This window comes from Streptomyces chartreusis NRRL 3882, from assembly GCF_900236475.1.
Taxonomy (GTDB): domain Bacteria; phylum Actinomycetota; class Actinomycetes; order Streptomycetales; family Streptomycetaceae; genus Streptomyces; species Streptomyces chartreusis_D.
Genome location: NZ_LT963352.1, coordinates 5055321 through 5068453 on the forward strand (window position 1 = coordinate 5055321; position 13133 = coordinate 5068453).

The window sequence follows — 13133 nt, forward strand, 5'->3', positions numbered from 1 at the left end:
ACGATTCCGCCACACGACTAACCCGGGAGTGATCTCCGGTCAACGATCGGTGACGCACAGGTGAATTGCAGGGGTCGGTGTGACCGATGTGAAGGGGAACGTACGATCGATGACCGTGCAAGCTTCGGAGAACTCTTCCCGTCGTGGCCGTCGCTCATCCACCATGGGCGGCATGCCTGTCAATGACATGCCGTGGTGGCGCTGGCGCAGCAACGTGCGCTCGGCGCTGCACATGCTCTCCGATCCCGTGTTCCAGCGGGACGTCTGGCTGGCCGGCGTGGACGGCTTCGGCGACGTGACCGACGCGGTGTACCGGCTGGTCGAGGACACCTGGCTGGACCACTGGTCCGCCGAGAAGTACGTCGGCACGATCTTCCGCGACTCGCAGGAGGCGGCTCTCGTCGACACGGCCGTGCTGCGGGTGCTGCGGATCATGCACCAGGTCGGGCCGGACGCGCCGGTCGCCACGTACCTCGAGCACCAGGCGTGGCCGGAGGCGGTCCGGGCGGCCCGGGACGCGCATGTCCGGCTGGCCGCGAGCGACGGTGACGAGCCGGACGCGCCGCCGCGCAGCCTGGAGGTGCTGCGGATCATGACGAGGTCCGCGTAGCGGGACGGTTGCCGGTGCTCTGGTTCCTTGTGGGAACCTGTCCTGCATGAACGAGCAGTCCACCAGCGCCGCGGCCCCGGCCGACCAGTACGTCCTCACCCTCTCCTGTCCGGACAGGAAGGGCATCGTGCACGCCGTGTCGAGCTATCTGTTCATGACCGGCTGCAACATCGAGGACAGCCAGCAGTTCGGCGACCACGACACGGGACTGTTCTTCATGCGGGTCCACTTCTCGGCGGAGGCGCCGGTGAGCCTGGACAAGCTGCGGGCCAGCTTCGCGGCGATCGGTGACTCCTTCCAGATGGACTGGCAGATCAACCGGGCCGACGAGAAGATGCGCATCCTGCTGATGGTCAGCAAGTTCGGGCACTGCCTGAACGATCTGCTGTTCCGGGCGCGGACCGGTGCGTTGCCGGTGGAGATCGCGGGTGTGGTGTCCAACCACACGGACTTTGCGGAGCTGGTGGGCTCGTACAACATCCCCTTCCACCACATCCCGGTGACGAAGGACACGAAGCCGGAGGCGGAAGCCCGGCTGCTCGACATCGTGCGCGAGGAGGGTGTCGAGCTGGTCGTTCTCGCGCGGTACATGCAGGTGCTCTCCGACGACCTGTGCAAGGCGCTCGCCGGGGGGATCATCAACATCCACCACTCGTTCCTGCCGAGCTTCAAGGGCGCGAAGCCGTATCACCAGGCTCACGCCCGGGGTGTGAAGCTGATCGGGGCGACTGCTCACTACGTGACGGCTGACCTGGACGAGGGGCCGATCATCGAGCAGGAGGTCGAGCGGGTCGGGCACGACGTGACGCCGGAGGGGCTGGTCGCGATCGGGCGGGACGTGGAGTGCCAGGCGCTGGCGCGGGCCGTGAAGTGGCATGCCGAGCGGAGGATTCTGCTCAACGGGCGGCGGACTGTGATCTTCGCCTAGGAGCTCGGGACGTTCCGCTTGTGTGGCGGGTGCGGGTGGACCGTGGCTTGTCGCGCAGTTCCCCGCGCCCCTGAGCCACTTACATCCTGCTCAGTGACGCCGCCGCGAACAGGACATCCCTGATCGCCTCTCTGTCTCCCACCTGACCCGCTGCCGCCTCCTGTGGGGGTACGTGGCCCGCTGCCAGGCGGCAGAACTCCACGCCGTCCAGGGCCACGTGGGCCACCTCGTGTTCGGCCGAGCCCTTGGCCGCGGGGGAGTCGAGGGGGATCAGCCACTCGCCGCCGCCCGAGCCCTCGATCTCCAGGCGGAGGCTGCGGCCCGGTTCGCCCGCTGTCACGAGATGGCGGTGGTGGGCGGGTGCGGCCAGGCCGCTGCGGCGGCGGTCGGCCAGGGCGTTCGGCAGCATGCGGGCGGCCAGGTCGATCATGCGGTGCAGGTGGCGCGGCGTGGGCGGGTCGTACGGGTAGTCGACCGCGTTCGCGATGTCCTCAGCGTGCACCCAGCACTCGAAGGCCCGGTCGAGCATCGCGTCGTGCAGGGGCAGCTCGAAGTCGCCGTAGGGCACCGGCAGGCCGCCGACGCCGCTGCCCGTGAAGGACACCGTGCGGACGAGGTTGTGGCTCTGCTCCCGCCAGGGCGCCCGCACGGCACGGGTGGGCGGGAAGTGGGAGGCGCTCCAGTACGCCTCGGTGCGGGACGCCGGGGTCGGCTGCCGGGACGTGACGTCGCCCAGTGGGTCGTCGAGGCCCAGCGCGACCGCGACCAGCCCGTCCACGCTGAGCAGATGCGCGATGACGCCGGCGACGGTGGTGCGGCGGCTCGTGGCCTCGTCGCTCCGGAACCAGCGCAGCCGTACCGGCGCGTGCCACTCGGCGTCGCCGAAGTCCTGGAGCAGGGCGTCCAGGCGCGCGGTCTCGGTGTCGTACGCGGCGGCCCAGTCCGGCACCGGGATGCGCGGCGGGCGGCGCTCCAGGCAGGACTCCAGGACCCGGGTGCGCAGGCCCGGATCCAGGTCGAGGCTGTCGGGGCGTTGCAGCAGCCCGACCGCCTCGCGCAGCCGCCGGGCCTCGTCGGCACACGCGCCGCACTCGCCGAGGTGCTCCTCGACGGCCGTGGCCTCCTCCGCCGAGCACGCGGCCAGCGCCCAGGCGCCGAGCAGGGCCTTCAGCACGGGGTGCTCCAACACGGGCCGTACGGGCGGCGGTTCTGTCGCGTCACCGGGCTCCTCCAGCGCGGGCAACGGCAGCCCGCTGTCCTCGACGGAGGCCCGGGGCAGGGGGATCCGCGGCGGGCGCCCAGCAGCACGCTCGTTCTGCGGGCCTTCGGGGCGTTCGTCCTGAATGTCGCCTTCGTTCCGGGGCTTGTCCTTCTCCTCGGGTCCGTCATCGCCGTCGTGCGCCTCGAACCGGTCCGGCCCGTTCACACCGCACCCCCGTATCCGGGCGGTGCGCCGGGTGCCTCCGAGTCGTGGGCGGTGGACAGCAGTTGCAGGCCCAGGCGGAGGCGGCGGCGGGCCTCGTCCTCGGTGATGCCGAGGTCGGTGGCGGTCTGGCGGTAGTCGCGGCGCTGGAAGTAGGCCCGCTCCAGGGCCGAGCGCAGCGGGACCGGCATGGACTGGACGATGTAGTCGGCACGGGCGGCGACCGAGGCCCGGCGCACCTTGTGCTCCAGTTCCTCCGGGGTGCCGGAGCCTTCGCGGGCGAGGGCGGCGGTCTCGGTGGCGCGCAGGCGCTGGACGGCCAGGCGGTGGGTCAGTGCGGCGACCCAGGTGCGCAACGGGCCCTGCTTGGGGTCGTAGGTGTCCGGATGCTCCCAGACGTGGATGAAGACCTCGCGTGTGATGCCGTCGGCGGCGCGCTCGTCGCCGAGTACGCGGTGGGCGAGGCCGTGCACGAGGGAGGCGAACCGGTCGTAGAGCTCACCGAGGGCGGCGGCCTCCCCGCGGGCGAGCCGCTGCTGCATCTTGCGGTCCCAGCGAGGCGGTGCGTCCTTTTTCGCCATGCCGCCTCCTCACCCCCTGCTCGTGTCCCGCGCCCGTGCCCTGTCCAGACTGTGTCCGACGTCTCCCCGAATGTAGTCGGCACGTCCGGTAGCGCACGCCCCTTTGTGGCAATGTGCGCCCCCTGGTCGGCCGCAGATGGTAGGGGACCGACGGCGCTCGCGACGGGTGCTGTCGGGCCGCGCCTACCCAGCCGCCCTCCGATCAGACCTGACCGAAGAGGATCGAACAGGATCGAAGTCGACTAAAACAAGCCTCTTCTCGGGGGATCCGTTTTTCGGGTTGTGTTTCAGGGAACGGCCGCTGGGCAGCCGCGCTGCAAGGAAGCGTAGGCACTGCTTCCGTTTTGGCGATCGAAGGGCGTGGTGGTGACCTTCAAAGTGACCGGCGGCGAGCAGGGCGAGTGGGCCGTGCTCCAGGTGTCGGGCGAGCTGGATCTGGTGACGTCGCCGGTGCTGCGTCAGCGTGTGCACGACGTGGTGGCCGAGGGGCACCACTGTCTCGTCCTCGACCTGTCCGAGGTGTTCTTCTGCGATTCCAGCGGCGTCGGCGTGCTCATCGCCGCCCGCCGGCTGATCCGCTCCTGCCAGGGCCGGCTGCGGCTGGTGCTGCCCGCCCGGGGCGCGGCCGACGGATCCCATGTCAACCGGGTCCTCGGCGCGCTGGGCGTACGCAGGCTGTTCGACGTGTACGGCGATCTGGACGCGGCCCTGGGCGACGAGGGCGAACCCCTGTCCGCGTGACGGGCCGGTGACGCACCGTAGGACGAGTGTTGCCGTTCCGACACGCTGTTGTCCCGGAATTCCCCCGGTCTTGGCACAAGCGACGTTTTCCCGCGCCTGAACGGCCCCCTCCGTCGTACGCTCCGAGCGAGAAGCACCCCACCCGACGTAAGGCGGCCCGAAAGAGACATGGTCAGCAGCGAGTACGAGCGCAGGATCGCCGCCCGGTTCGCCACCTTCGACCAGGACGGCAACGGTTACATCGACCGCGAGGACTTCTACGGCGCGACCAAGGCGCTGCTCACGGAGTTCGCCGTGGCGGCCCGGTCCGACAAGGGACAGGCGCTGTACGGCGGCGCCGAGGCGTTCTGGCAGGGCATGGCCGGGATAGCGGACCGCGACGGCGACCAGCGCATCACGCGCGAGGAGTTCGTCAACGGCGCGGTCAAGCGGCTGCGCGACAACCCCGACCGGTTCGCCGAGATCGCCCGTCCCTTCCTGCACGCGGCCCTGGACGTCGCCGACACCGACGGTGACGGCGCGGCGACGGTCGAGGAGGCCGCCCGTGTCCTGAAGTGCCTCGGCGTCCCCGAGGACATCGCCGGCCCGGCCGCCGCCGCGCTCGACGCGGACGGTGACGGCAAGGTCGGCGAGGCCGAGGTCGTCCCCGCCTTCGCCCGCTACTTCACCGTCCCCGAGTAGCGGCACCGGGCGCCGGGCGTCACGTGCCCGCATAGCGCTCGCGCAGCTCGTACTTCAGCACCTTCCGCAGGGTCTCGCCCCGCGGAAGGGCGTCCACCACCTCCAGCCGTTCCGGCAGCTTGTGCACGGACAGTCCCTCGGCGCGCAGGAAGGCGGTCGCGGCCGCGAGCGTCAAGGCCTCGGCTCCCGGCGGCCGTTCCACCACCGCGCACACCAGCTCCCCGCGCGCCGCGTCCGGCAGCCCGATCACCGCCACGTCCCCGACCGCCGGATGCCGGTGCAGCAGGTCCTCGATCTCCTGGGCCGAGATGTTCTCGCCCTTGCGGATGATCACGTCCTTCAGCCGGCCGGTGAGGACCAGGTGCCCGGTCTCCGTCAGCCGCCCGAGGTCGCCGGTGCGCAGGAACCCGTCCTCGTCGAAGGCCTCGGCCGTCTGCCCCGGGTCCAGATATCCCCGGCACACCGCTTCCCCGCGCAACCGCACCTCGCCGTCGACGATCCGTATCTCCATCCCCTCCGGCGGCCGCCCCTCGGTCGTCGCCAGCAGCTCGGGGGAGTCGTCCGGCGACCCCATGGTGATCATCGGCACCTCGGTCATGCCGTAACCATGGGTGAGCTGCACGCCCATCTCGCTGATCACGGCGTGATACAGCTCCGGCGGCTTGGGCGCCCCGCCGCCCGCCAGCAGCCGCAGCGAAGGAACGATCGGAACTCCCGGCTGCTTCCGCTGCTCCGCCAGGAACATCGAGTAGAACGCCGTCGACCCGCCCGCGATCGTCACCCCGTGCGTGCGGTACGACGCCAGCGCGTCCGGCAGCGCGAACTGCTCGAACAGCACCGCCGGGAAGCCGTACAGCAGCAGCATCACCGTGTAGTCGGGCCCGCCTATGTGGGCGTAGGGGAAGGCGATCGACCCCACGTCGTCCGGCGAGGGCCGTAGCGCGTGGGCCAGGCAGGAGCCGCCCGCGAGGAGCGAACGGTCCGTGTGCAGCACGCCCTTGGGGGCGGAGGTCGTGCCGGACGTCCAGTAGATCCAGCGGACCGCGGTGCCGTCGGAGGGCGGGGCGGGCAGCACGGACGGATCGCCGTCGGGCAGGTCGTCGTACGCCTCGAAGACGCCCTTCGCGCCGAGCCGCCTGGCCATCTCCGTGTGGTCGAAGCCCCGCCAGGTGCCCGGCACGGCGAAGAACTCCGCCTTCGACTCGCGCAGCGCGAAGCCGACCTCGCGGTCCCGGTAGAAGGGGATCACCGGGGTCTGCACGGCGCCGAGGCGGGCCAGCGCGAAGGACAGCAGGGCCGTCTCGATGCGGGTGGGCAGCTGCCAGGCGACCACCGTGCCGGGGCGTACGCCCATGCCGTACAGGCCGGCCGCGACCCGCTCGGCGCGCGCGTGCAGGGCACCGAAGGTGAGCGTGCGCCCCCCGGGCCGGCCGTCCTGGAGGAAGAGCGGGCGGTCGGGGGTGCGGGCGGCGCGGCGGGCGACCAGCTCCCACAGGGTGCGGGACGAACTCAGGGCGTGCGGGGTCTCGTTCACGGCTGCCCCCTTGCTCCTTGGCTGACGGGTCGTCAGGTGGGATGCTAACTGACGCTGCATCAGATAAGTACCGTCCGGCGGAGGGGACCCATGGCGACCGAACTGCCCCGCATCATCAGCGTCGACGACCACGTGATCGAGCCCGCCCACCTCTTCGACACCTGGCTGCCGGCCAAGTACCGCGACCGCGGCCCCAAGGCGCTGACCGCCGGGATCGGCGAACTCGCCTACGTCGGCGGCAAGTACCGGATCACCATGGACCCGGACGGCCCACCCACCGACTGGTGGATCTACGAGGATCTGAAGTTCCCGTACAAGCGCAACATCGCCGCCGTCGGCTTCGACCGCGACCAGATGACCCTGGAGGGCATCACCCGCCAGGAGATGCGGCCCGGCTGCTGGGACCCCCAAGAGCGGTTGAAGGACATGGACCTCAACCATGTGGAGGCCAGCCTGTGCTTCCCGAGCTTCCCGAGGTTCTGCGGCCAGACCTTCGCCGAGGCGCACGACAAGGAGGTCGCCCTGGCCTGCGTGCGCGCCTACAACGACTGGATGGTGCAGGAGTGGTGCGGGGACAGCGGCGGGCGGCTCATCCCGCTGTGCCTGATCCCGCTGTGGGACGTCGAACTGGCGGTCGCCGAGATCCGCCGCAACGCCGCACGCGGGGTGAAGGCCGTCACCTTCTCCGAGATCCCCACCCACCTCGGGCTGCCGTCCATCCACTCCGGCTACTGGGACCCGTTCTTCGCCGTCTGCCAGGAGACCGGCACGGTCGTCAACATGCACATCGGGTCCTCGTCCCAGATGCCGGCCGCCTCCCCGGACGCCCCGCCCGCCGTCCAGGCCTCGCTCAGCTTCAACAACGCGATGGCCTCGATGATGGACTTCCTCTTCAGCGGGGTGCTGGTGAGGTTCCCGCGCCTCAAACTCGCCTACAGCGAAGGCCAGATGGGCTGGGTCCCGTACGCCCTGGAGCGCGCCGACGACGTCTGGGATGAGCACCGGGCCTGGGGCGGCGTCCGCGACACGATCCCCGAGCCGCCCTCGACGTACTACTACCGGCAGATCTTCTGCTGCTTCTTCCGCGACAAGCACGGCGTGGCGTCGATCGACGCCGTCGGCCGCGACAACGCCACCTTCGAGACGGACTACCCGCACGTCGACTCGACCTTCCCGCACACCAAGGAGGTCGCCCTCGACCATGTGAAGGGCCTGGACGACGAGACGGTCTACAAGCTGATGCGGGGCAACGCCATCCGGATGCTGGACCTGGACCTCGACCGCTGATGGACCTGTCGGACACGCCCGTGGAGCAGGAGTTCCGGGCCAAGCTGCGCCAATGGCTGGCGCGGGTGCTCCCGGGGCTCCCGCCCGAACCGTCCCCCGACGACTGGCCCGGGCGGCGGGCGTACGACCTCGGCTGGCAGCGCAGGCTCCACGACGCCGGTTACGGCGACGTCCACTGGGACGCCTCGCCGACCATCCGGCTGATCTTCCTGGAGGAGACCGAGAAGGCGGGCGCGCCCTACGTGGGCGCCAACTTCGTGGGGCTGCTGCACGCCGGGCCGACGATCGCCGCCGAGGGCACGGACGCGCAACGGGCGCGCTGGCTGCCGCCGATCCTGCGCGGCGAGGAGGTCTGGTGCCAGGGCTTCAGCGAACCGGACGCCGGCTCCGACCTCGCGGCCCTGCGCACGCGCGCGTGGCGCGACGGCGACGCCTACGTGGTGACCGGCTCCAAGATCTGGACCTCCCACGCGGAAGTCGCCGACTGGTGCGAGCTGTTGGTCCGCACCGACCCGAAGGCGCCCAGGCACCGGGGCATCACCTGGCTGGCCGTGCCCATGGACGCGCCCGGCATCACCGTACGGCCGCTGCGCACGCTCGCCGGATCGGCCGAGTTCGCCGAGGTCTTCCTCGACGAGGTGCGGGTGCCGGTGGGGAACCGGGTCGGGGACGAGAACGACGGCTGGCGCGTGACCATGGTGACGCTGTCCTTCGAACGCGGCACGGCCTTCGCCGGCGAGGTCGTCGCCTGCCGCCGCGTCCTCGGCGAACTGGCCGTCACGGCCCGCGAGAACGGCCGCTGGGACGACCCGGCGCTGCGGCGCAGGCTGGGCGGGCTCCACGCCGAGTTCCGGGCGCTGTGGCGGCTGACGCAGTGGAACGTGAGTGCGGCGGAGGCGTCGGGGGGAGTGCCGGGCGTCAGCGGCTCGGTCTTCAAGCTGCGGTACTCGCACGCCCGCCAGGAGCTCTACGACGCCGCCGCCGAGGTACTGGGCGCCGACTGCCTCGACCTGGACCGCCCGTGGACGCTGGACCGCCTCTCCTCCCTGTCGTACACCATCGCGGCCGGCACCTCGCAGATCCAGCACAGCATCATCGCCGAGCGGATCCTCGGCCTGCCGAAGGGACGGTGACCGTGCGCTTCCGGCTGACGGACGACCAGCGGGCGTTGCGGGACGGCATGCGGCAGCTGCTGGCGCGGCACTTCGACGGGGCGGCGCCGCGGGCCGCCGCGGAGGCGCCCGCGCGGCTCGACCGGGAACTGTGGCGGGCCCTCGGCGACGCCGGGTTCTTCGCGCTGCGGCTGCCTGAGGCGGACGGCGGTGTCGGACTGGGCGCGGCCGAGGCGGTGTTGGTGTTCGAGGAGGCCGGGCGGGCGCTGGTGCCCGGTCCGCTGCTCGCCACCCACCTAGCCGCCGGTGCCGTACCGGGCGCGGCCACCGGAGAGACCGTCGTGGCGAGTGTCGACGGCGCACTGGCGGAGTGGCTGGCGCAGGCCGACGTCGTACGCGGCGACGCCGCCGGAGCCGTGCCGGTGCGCTCCCTCGACCCGTTGACGCCGCTGCACCGCGTGCCCGGCGGCACGGCGGCGGAACCGGATCCCGTCGCCGTCCTCCTCACCGCCGCCGAGCAGCTCGGCACGGCCGCCCGCGTCTGCGAGCTGGCGGTGCAACACGCCCGGGCGCGCGAACAGTTCGGACGGCCCATCGGGAGCTTCCAGGCGGTGGCACACCTGTGCGCCGGGATGCTGGTCCGGTCGGAGACGGCCCGCGCGGCGGTGTACGCGGCGGCCGTCACCGGCGACCCGGTCGACATCGCCGCCGCCCGCCTGCTCGCCGACGAGGCCGCCGTGCGCGGTGCCCGCGACTGTCTCCAGGTGCACGGCGGCATGGGCTTCACCTGGGAGTCCGAGGTCCATCTGCATCTGAAGCGCGCATGGGTTCGAACCCAGCGTGCGGGCGGTGTCACGGAGAGTGAGGAATCTCTGGCGGCCGCTCTGGTGACCGGAGTGGTGTGACAGGCCGTCTGGCTGCGGTGTCACCGAATATGCCCGCGAACATGTCGCGGATCGTGGCATCCCGTGATCACGGAGCGTTGATATCGGCTTGTGTCCTCGGAGTGACTCGTCACGGCCCGGAGTCGACTGTCCGCTCCGGTACCTTGTGTGAGATGCGAGTGGCTCTGAGTGCGGTGCTACCCCGTAGTGCCACCTGTTCGACTCCCCGCGACGAGCGTCGCACAGTATGCCGCACGGGTACTCCTTCGCGCTGGAATATGCCCGAAGCGCTTGTTGGGGTGACTGTACGTCAACCATGCTGTCCCACAAGGGATTCACGTTCCGTGATCCTTGTCCCGGCCGTTGTTCTGGCCATGCAGAAAATGGCTACGATCGTGGCCCTCGTGAGGCGCGAGCCTAAGTGTCCGCCGGTTCGGATGGTGTGAGCGGTGCAGGTGCTTCAAGTGCAGCTGGAGATCCGGCCCGACCCCGCAGAGGTGGGGCGGGCCCGGCGGTGGGCCCGCTCCCGCCTGGCCGGGTCGGGCATACAGGCCGACGAGCCGCTCGCCGAGACCCTGATCCTGCTCGTCTCCGAGCTGGTCACCAACGCCGTGGTGCACACCGGCCGGCCCGCCGTGCTGCGGCTGTCGCTGCCGCACGCCGTGACGGAGGAGATCACCGTCCGCCTCGAGGTCGCCGACCGCAGCGGCCGGGCCCCCGTGCCCCGGTGCGCGGACGACGACGCGACCGGCGGCCGGGGCCTCGCCCTCGTCGACGGCCTCGCCGACCGCTGGGGCTGGAGCGTCGAGAGCACCGGCAAGCGCATCTGGTGCGAGCTGGACCGGTGTTCGAAGTCCCCCGAGGTCACGGCGGGGTGCGGGGGCGGCGCGGTGGCGTGCGGCGGTGGAGCGTCCGTCGAGGGGCTGGCGTACGAGGCGGTCTGAGGCGCGACGAGTGCGGTGTACGGCGGCACATGCCGCGCGGTGTTGCGGCGGGGCCGGGGCACGGTCGCACGGCGGGTCCGCCGTTTTGGTCATGGCATGCGGCGATGCGCCGGGATGTGCTTCCGTGCGCGCCCGCGGTGAAAGCCGCATAAGCAACAAATCACCGATCGGGTGTTGACGCCTCGTGACGGTTTGCTCACGCTTGTGGGCAGCGATTCGCCGTGAGGGGACGGCGAGGGCCTGCGACGGCGGCCCTCGGCGAGTGTGAGTCGTGATTCGGCGTCGGCTCCCTGTCAGGGCCACGGGAGCCGGGGCGGGAGCGCCGGAGTCGGGTGGCGGCGCGCGCTGCCGTGCTCGGGGCGAGCAGCGCGGCGCCGCCATCCAGCTTCCTGCGGCGGGGTGGCGGCGGCACGCGCCCTGGCCTGCATGGCCTACAGGACGGCGACCGGGGCCACCGGAGAGCCGGTCGCTCCCGTGAACGGCTCGGGTGTCGCCGCCAGCAGGAACGCGTAGCGGCCCAGTTCTCCACAGGCTGTGGACAACTTTTCGAGATTCCAGTTCTGGCCCTGCGGCATCCCCATCTCCACGAGGTGGAGGGCGTGCACCGGCAGCCACAGGTCCTCGACCTCGGGCGGGAACACCTCGAAGGTGAGGGTGTCGTTGGCGACCGCCGCGACATCGCGTGCGTGGAACCACTCCGGCGTCCGGATCGACAGTCCCGGCGACGGATACGCGTACGCGTGCCGGTCCCCGGCCAGGCAGAGCTGGACCTGCCCCGTCCGTACGAGCACGACGTCGCCGGCCCGCACGCGCGTACCGGCCATTTCCTCGGCGGCGTCCAGGTCCTCGGGCGTGACGGCGTACCCGCCGTCGAGCCGGTCCGTGCCCCGGGCCCGGGCGACGTCGAGCAGCACTCCGCGCGAGACGAGGTGCCGGACCTTGTCGATGCCGCTGAACTCCGCGCCGTCGTGCGGGGTGATGGAGGCTGCCGGGCGGCCGTTGTAGAGCCTGCCCGAGTGCGAGACGTGCGGCAGCGCGTCCCAGTGGGTGGCCGCCTGGAGTCCCATCGTCACGGCATCGTCGCTGCACGCGACGGTGCCCGGGCCGAAGAGCTCCTGGTTGATCTGCACCATGACGTGCAGCGGGTCGATCCGGCCCGGGATCATCCCCGTCTGGACGCCGTCGCGCCGGAGGGGGAGTGCGAGCGGGATCCGGCGGCCGGTGCGGACCGTTGCCGCGGCCTCCCGGACGACCTCGTCGGTGATCAGGTTCAGTGTGCCGAGCTCGTCTGCGGCTCCCCAACGGCCCCAGTTGTTCACGCGCTTGGCGATGTCGTGGAACGCGTCCGGCAGCGACATGAGTCCTCCCCGGGGCTTGTGTTCCCGTATCTGACGGGTCGTAGAATCTGGAGGTCTGCGAAATCTAACGGTCCGTCAGAAACCGTGGGACGGGAAGGGGCCGGGCGTGGGGAACTTCTTGGCAGGCAAGGTCGTCGCCGTCACCGGCGCCGGGCGGGGCATCGGCCGGGCGGTCGCCCTCGCGGCGGCGGCCGAGGGGGCGAAGGTCGTCGTCAACGACTACGGCGTGGCGGTCGACGGTGCCTCCCCGACCAGTGCGGTCGCCGAGGCCGTGGTCAAGGAGATCGAGGCGGCGGGCGGGGACGCGGTCGCCGTCGCCGACGACATCTCCACCATGGCGGGCGGGCAGCGGGTCGTCGACGTGGCGCTGTCGTCGTACGGGCGGCTCGACGGGGTGGTCTGCGTGGCCGGGATCCTCCGGGAGCGGATGCTGTTCAACATGACCGAGGAGGAGTGGGACCCGGTCGTCGCGACGCACCTGAAGGGCACCTTCACCGTGTTCCGGGCCGCCTCGGCGGTGATGCGCAAGCAGCGCGCAGGCACACTGGTCGGCTTCACCAGCGGCAACCATCAGGGGTCGGTGTCGCAGGCCAACTACAGCGCGGCCAAGGGCGGGATCATCTCACTCGTGCGGAGCGCCGCGCTGGGGCTGCACAAGTACGGGGTGACCGCGAACGCGGTGGCGCCGGTCGCGCGAACGCGGATGTCCGCGGGGGTGCCGATGGAGCTGGCGGAGATCGGGGAGCCGGAGGATGTCGCCCCGCTGGTGGTGTATCTGCTGTCCGACGGGGCGCGGGAGCAGGGGATCACCGGGCAGGTGTACACGGTCGCCGGGGCGAAGATCGCGGTGTGGGCGCAGCCGAGGGAGCTGCGGGCCGCGTATGCCTCCGGCGGTTGGACCGTGGAGGGGATCGCGGAGTTTCTGCCCGGGTCCGTGGGGGTGGATCCGATGCCGATGCTCGAGCGGGTGCGGGAGATGGAGAGGGCGGCGCAGGAGGGGGAGCGGCCGAACGCCCAGTAGCTCAGGGGGCGCGTGTGGTGTGGCGGCCG

13 protein-coding genes are annotated in these 13133 nt (G+C 71.4%); 9 read left to right on the plus strand and 4 right to left on the minus strand.

What is annotated here, in order from left to right:
* Positions 1-109 precede the first annotated feature (109 nt).
* Positions 110-610 carry an SCO4402 family protein gene (locus tag SCNRRL3882_RS22900; protein WP_029180888.1) on the plus strand — a complete coding sequence of 167 codons (501 nt, stop codon included), beginning with the start codon at positions 110-112 and terminating at the stop codon, positions 608-610.
* A 46-nt stretch (positions 611-656) separates the two neighbouring features.
* Positions 657-1538 carry a formyltetrahydrofolate deformylase gene (gene purU, locus SCNRRL3882_RS22905; protein ID WP_010035755.1) on the plus strand — a complete coding sequence of 294 codons (882 nt, stop codon included), beginning with the start codon at positions 657-659 and terminating at the stop codon, positions 1536-1538.
* Between the two features lie 79 nt (positions 1539-1617).
* On the opposite strand, the gene SCNRRL3882_RS22910 is transcribed toward purU, so the two are convergent.
* Both SCNRRL3882_RS22910 and SCNRRL3882_RS22915 read right to left on the minus strand, forming a co-directional pair.
* Positions 1618-2964 carry a zf-HC2 domain-containing protein gene (locus tag SCNRRL3882_RS22910; RefSeq protein ID WP_010035754.1) on the minus strand — a complete coding sequence of 449 codons (1347 nt, stop codon included), beginning with the start codon at positions 2962-2964 and terminating at the stop codon, positions 1618-1620.
* Complete coding sequence (locus SCNRRL3882_RS22915) at positions 2961-3542, minus strand: sigma-70 family RNA polymerase sigma factor (protein ID WP_010035752.1); 582 nt, start codon at positions 3540-3542, stop codon at positions 2961-2963. Before SCNRRL3882_RS22915 ends, SCNRRL3882_RS22910 begins: the two co-directional genes overlap by 4 nt.
* Positions 3543-3902: 360 nt before the next feature.
* On the opposite strand from SCNRRL3882_RS22915, the gene SCNRRL3882_RS22920 reads away from it, so the two are divergent.
* Positions 3903-4283, plus strand: coding sequence for an STAS domain-containing protein (locus SCNRRL3882_RS22920; RefSeq protein ID WP_010035749.1), 381 nt, complete (start codon positions 3903-3905; stop codon positions 4281-4283).
* 168 nt (positions 4284-4451) lie between these two features.
* On the plus strand, positions 4452-4964 hold the full coding sequence (locus SCNRRL3882_RS22925; protein WP_010035747.1) for an EF-hand domain-containing protein: 513 nt from the start codon (positions 4452-4454) through the stop codon (positions 4962-4964).
* 19 nt (positions 4965-4983) lie between these two features.
* Here SCNRRL3882_RS22925 and SCNRRL3882_RS22930 read toward each other — a convergent pair whose 3' ends face one another.
* Entirely contained in the window at positions 4984-6498 is a 1515-nt protein-coding gene (locus SCNRRL3882_RS22930) for a class I adenylate-forming enzyme family protein (protein WP_010035745.1), read from the minus strand.
* 90 nt (positions 6499-6588) lie between these two features.
* Here SCNRRL3882_RS22930 and SCNRRL3882_RS22935 point away from each other — a divergent pair, with 90 nt between their 5' ends.
* From SCNRRL3882_RS22935 to SCNRRL3882_RS22950, 4 genes are all read left to right on the plus strand, one after another.
* On the plus strand, positions 6589-7785 hold the full coding sequence (locus tag SCNRRL3882_RS22935; RefSeq protein ID WP_010035743.1) for an amidohydrolase family protein: 1197 nt from the start codon (positions 6589-6591) through the stop codon (positions 7783-7785).
* Positions 7785-8918 carry an acyl-CoA dehydrogenase gene (locus SCNRRL3882_RS22940; RefSeq protein WP_010035741.1) on the plus strand — a complete coding sequence of 378 codons (1134 nt, stop codon included), beginning with the start codon at positions 7785-7787 and terminating at the stop codon, positions 8916-8918. The genes SCNRRL3882_RS22935 and SCNRRL3882_RS22940 overlap by 1 nt, the downstream gene beginning before the upstream one ends.
* 2 nt (positions 8919-8920) lie before the next feature.
* The gene (locus tag SCNRRL3882_RS22945) at positions 8921-9802 is read left to right on the plus strand and encodes an acyl-CoA dehydrogenase family protein (RefSeq protein WP_029180887.1); all 882 of its coding nucleotides are present in this window, start codon (positions 8921-8923) and stop codon (positions 9800-9802) included.
* A 443-nt stretch (positions 9803-10245) separates the two neighbouring features.
* On the plus strand, positions 10246-10725 hold the full coding sequence (locus SCNRRL3882_RS22950; protein ID WP_010035738.1) for an ATP-binding protein: 480 nt from the start codon (positions 10246-10248) through the stop codon (positions 10723-10725).
* 431 nt (positions 10726-11156) lie between these two features.
* Here SCNRRL3882_RS22950 and SCNRRL3882_RS22955 read toward each other — a convergent pair whose 3' ends face one another.
* Positions 11157-12083, minus strand: a complete 927-nt coding sequence (locus tag SCNRRL3882_RS22955) for a cyclase family protein (protein WP_010035737.1) — start codon at positions 12081-12083, stop codon at positions 11157-11159.
* Between the two features lie 106 nt (positions 12084-12189).
* Between SCNRRL3882_RS22955 and SCNRRL3882_RS22960 the strand changes: the two genes are divergently transcribed.
* Positions 12190-13104: an SDR family NAD(P)-dependent oxidoreductase gene (locus SCNRRL3882_RS22960; protein ID WP_010035736.1), complete on the plus strand. Its 915-nt coding sequence runs from the start codon at positions 12190-12192 to the stop codon at positions 13102-13104.
* The last annotated feature ends 29 nt before the right edge of the window (positions 13105-13133 follow it).

Bases quoted from the DNA above. Each gene is read 5' to 3' on its own strand.
- SCNRRL3882_RS22900 (WP_029180888.1), top strand. From the start codon at position 110: ATGACCGTGCAAGCTTCGGAGAACTCTTCCCGTCGTGGCCGTCGCTCA.
- purU (WP_010035755.1), top strand. From the start codon at position 657: ATGAACGAGCAGTCCACCAGCGCCGCGGCCCCGGCCGACCAGTACGTC.
- SCNRRL3882_RS22915 (WP_010035752.1), bottom strand. From the start codon at position 3,542: ATGGCGAAAAAGGACGCACCGCCTCGCTGGGACCGCAAGATGCAGCAG.
- SCNRRL3882_RS22925 (WP_010035747.1), top strand. From the start codon at position 4,452: ATGGTCAGCAGCGAGTACGAGCGCAGGATCGCCGCCCGGTTCGCCACC.
- SCNRRL3882_RS22935 (WP_010035743.1), top strand. From the start codon at position 6,589: ATGGCGACCGAACTGCCCCGCATCATCAGCGTCGACGACCACGTGATC.
- SCNRRL3882_RS22940 (WP_010035741.1), top strand. From the start codon at position 7,785: ATGGACCTGTCGGACACGCCCGTGGAGCAGGAGTTCCGGGCCAAGCTG.
- SCNRRL3882_RS22955 (WP_010035737.1), bottom strand. From the start codon at position 12,083: ATGTCGCTGCCGGACGCGTTCCACGACATCGCCAAGCGCGTGAACAAC.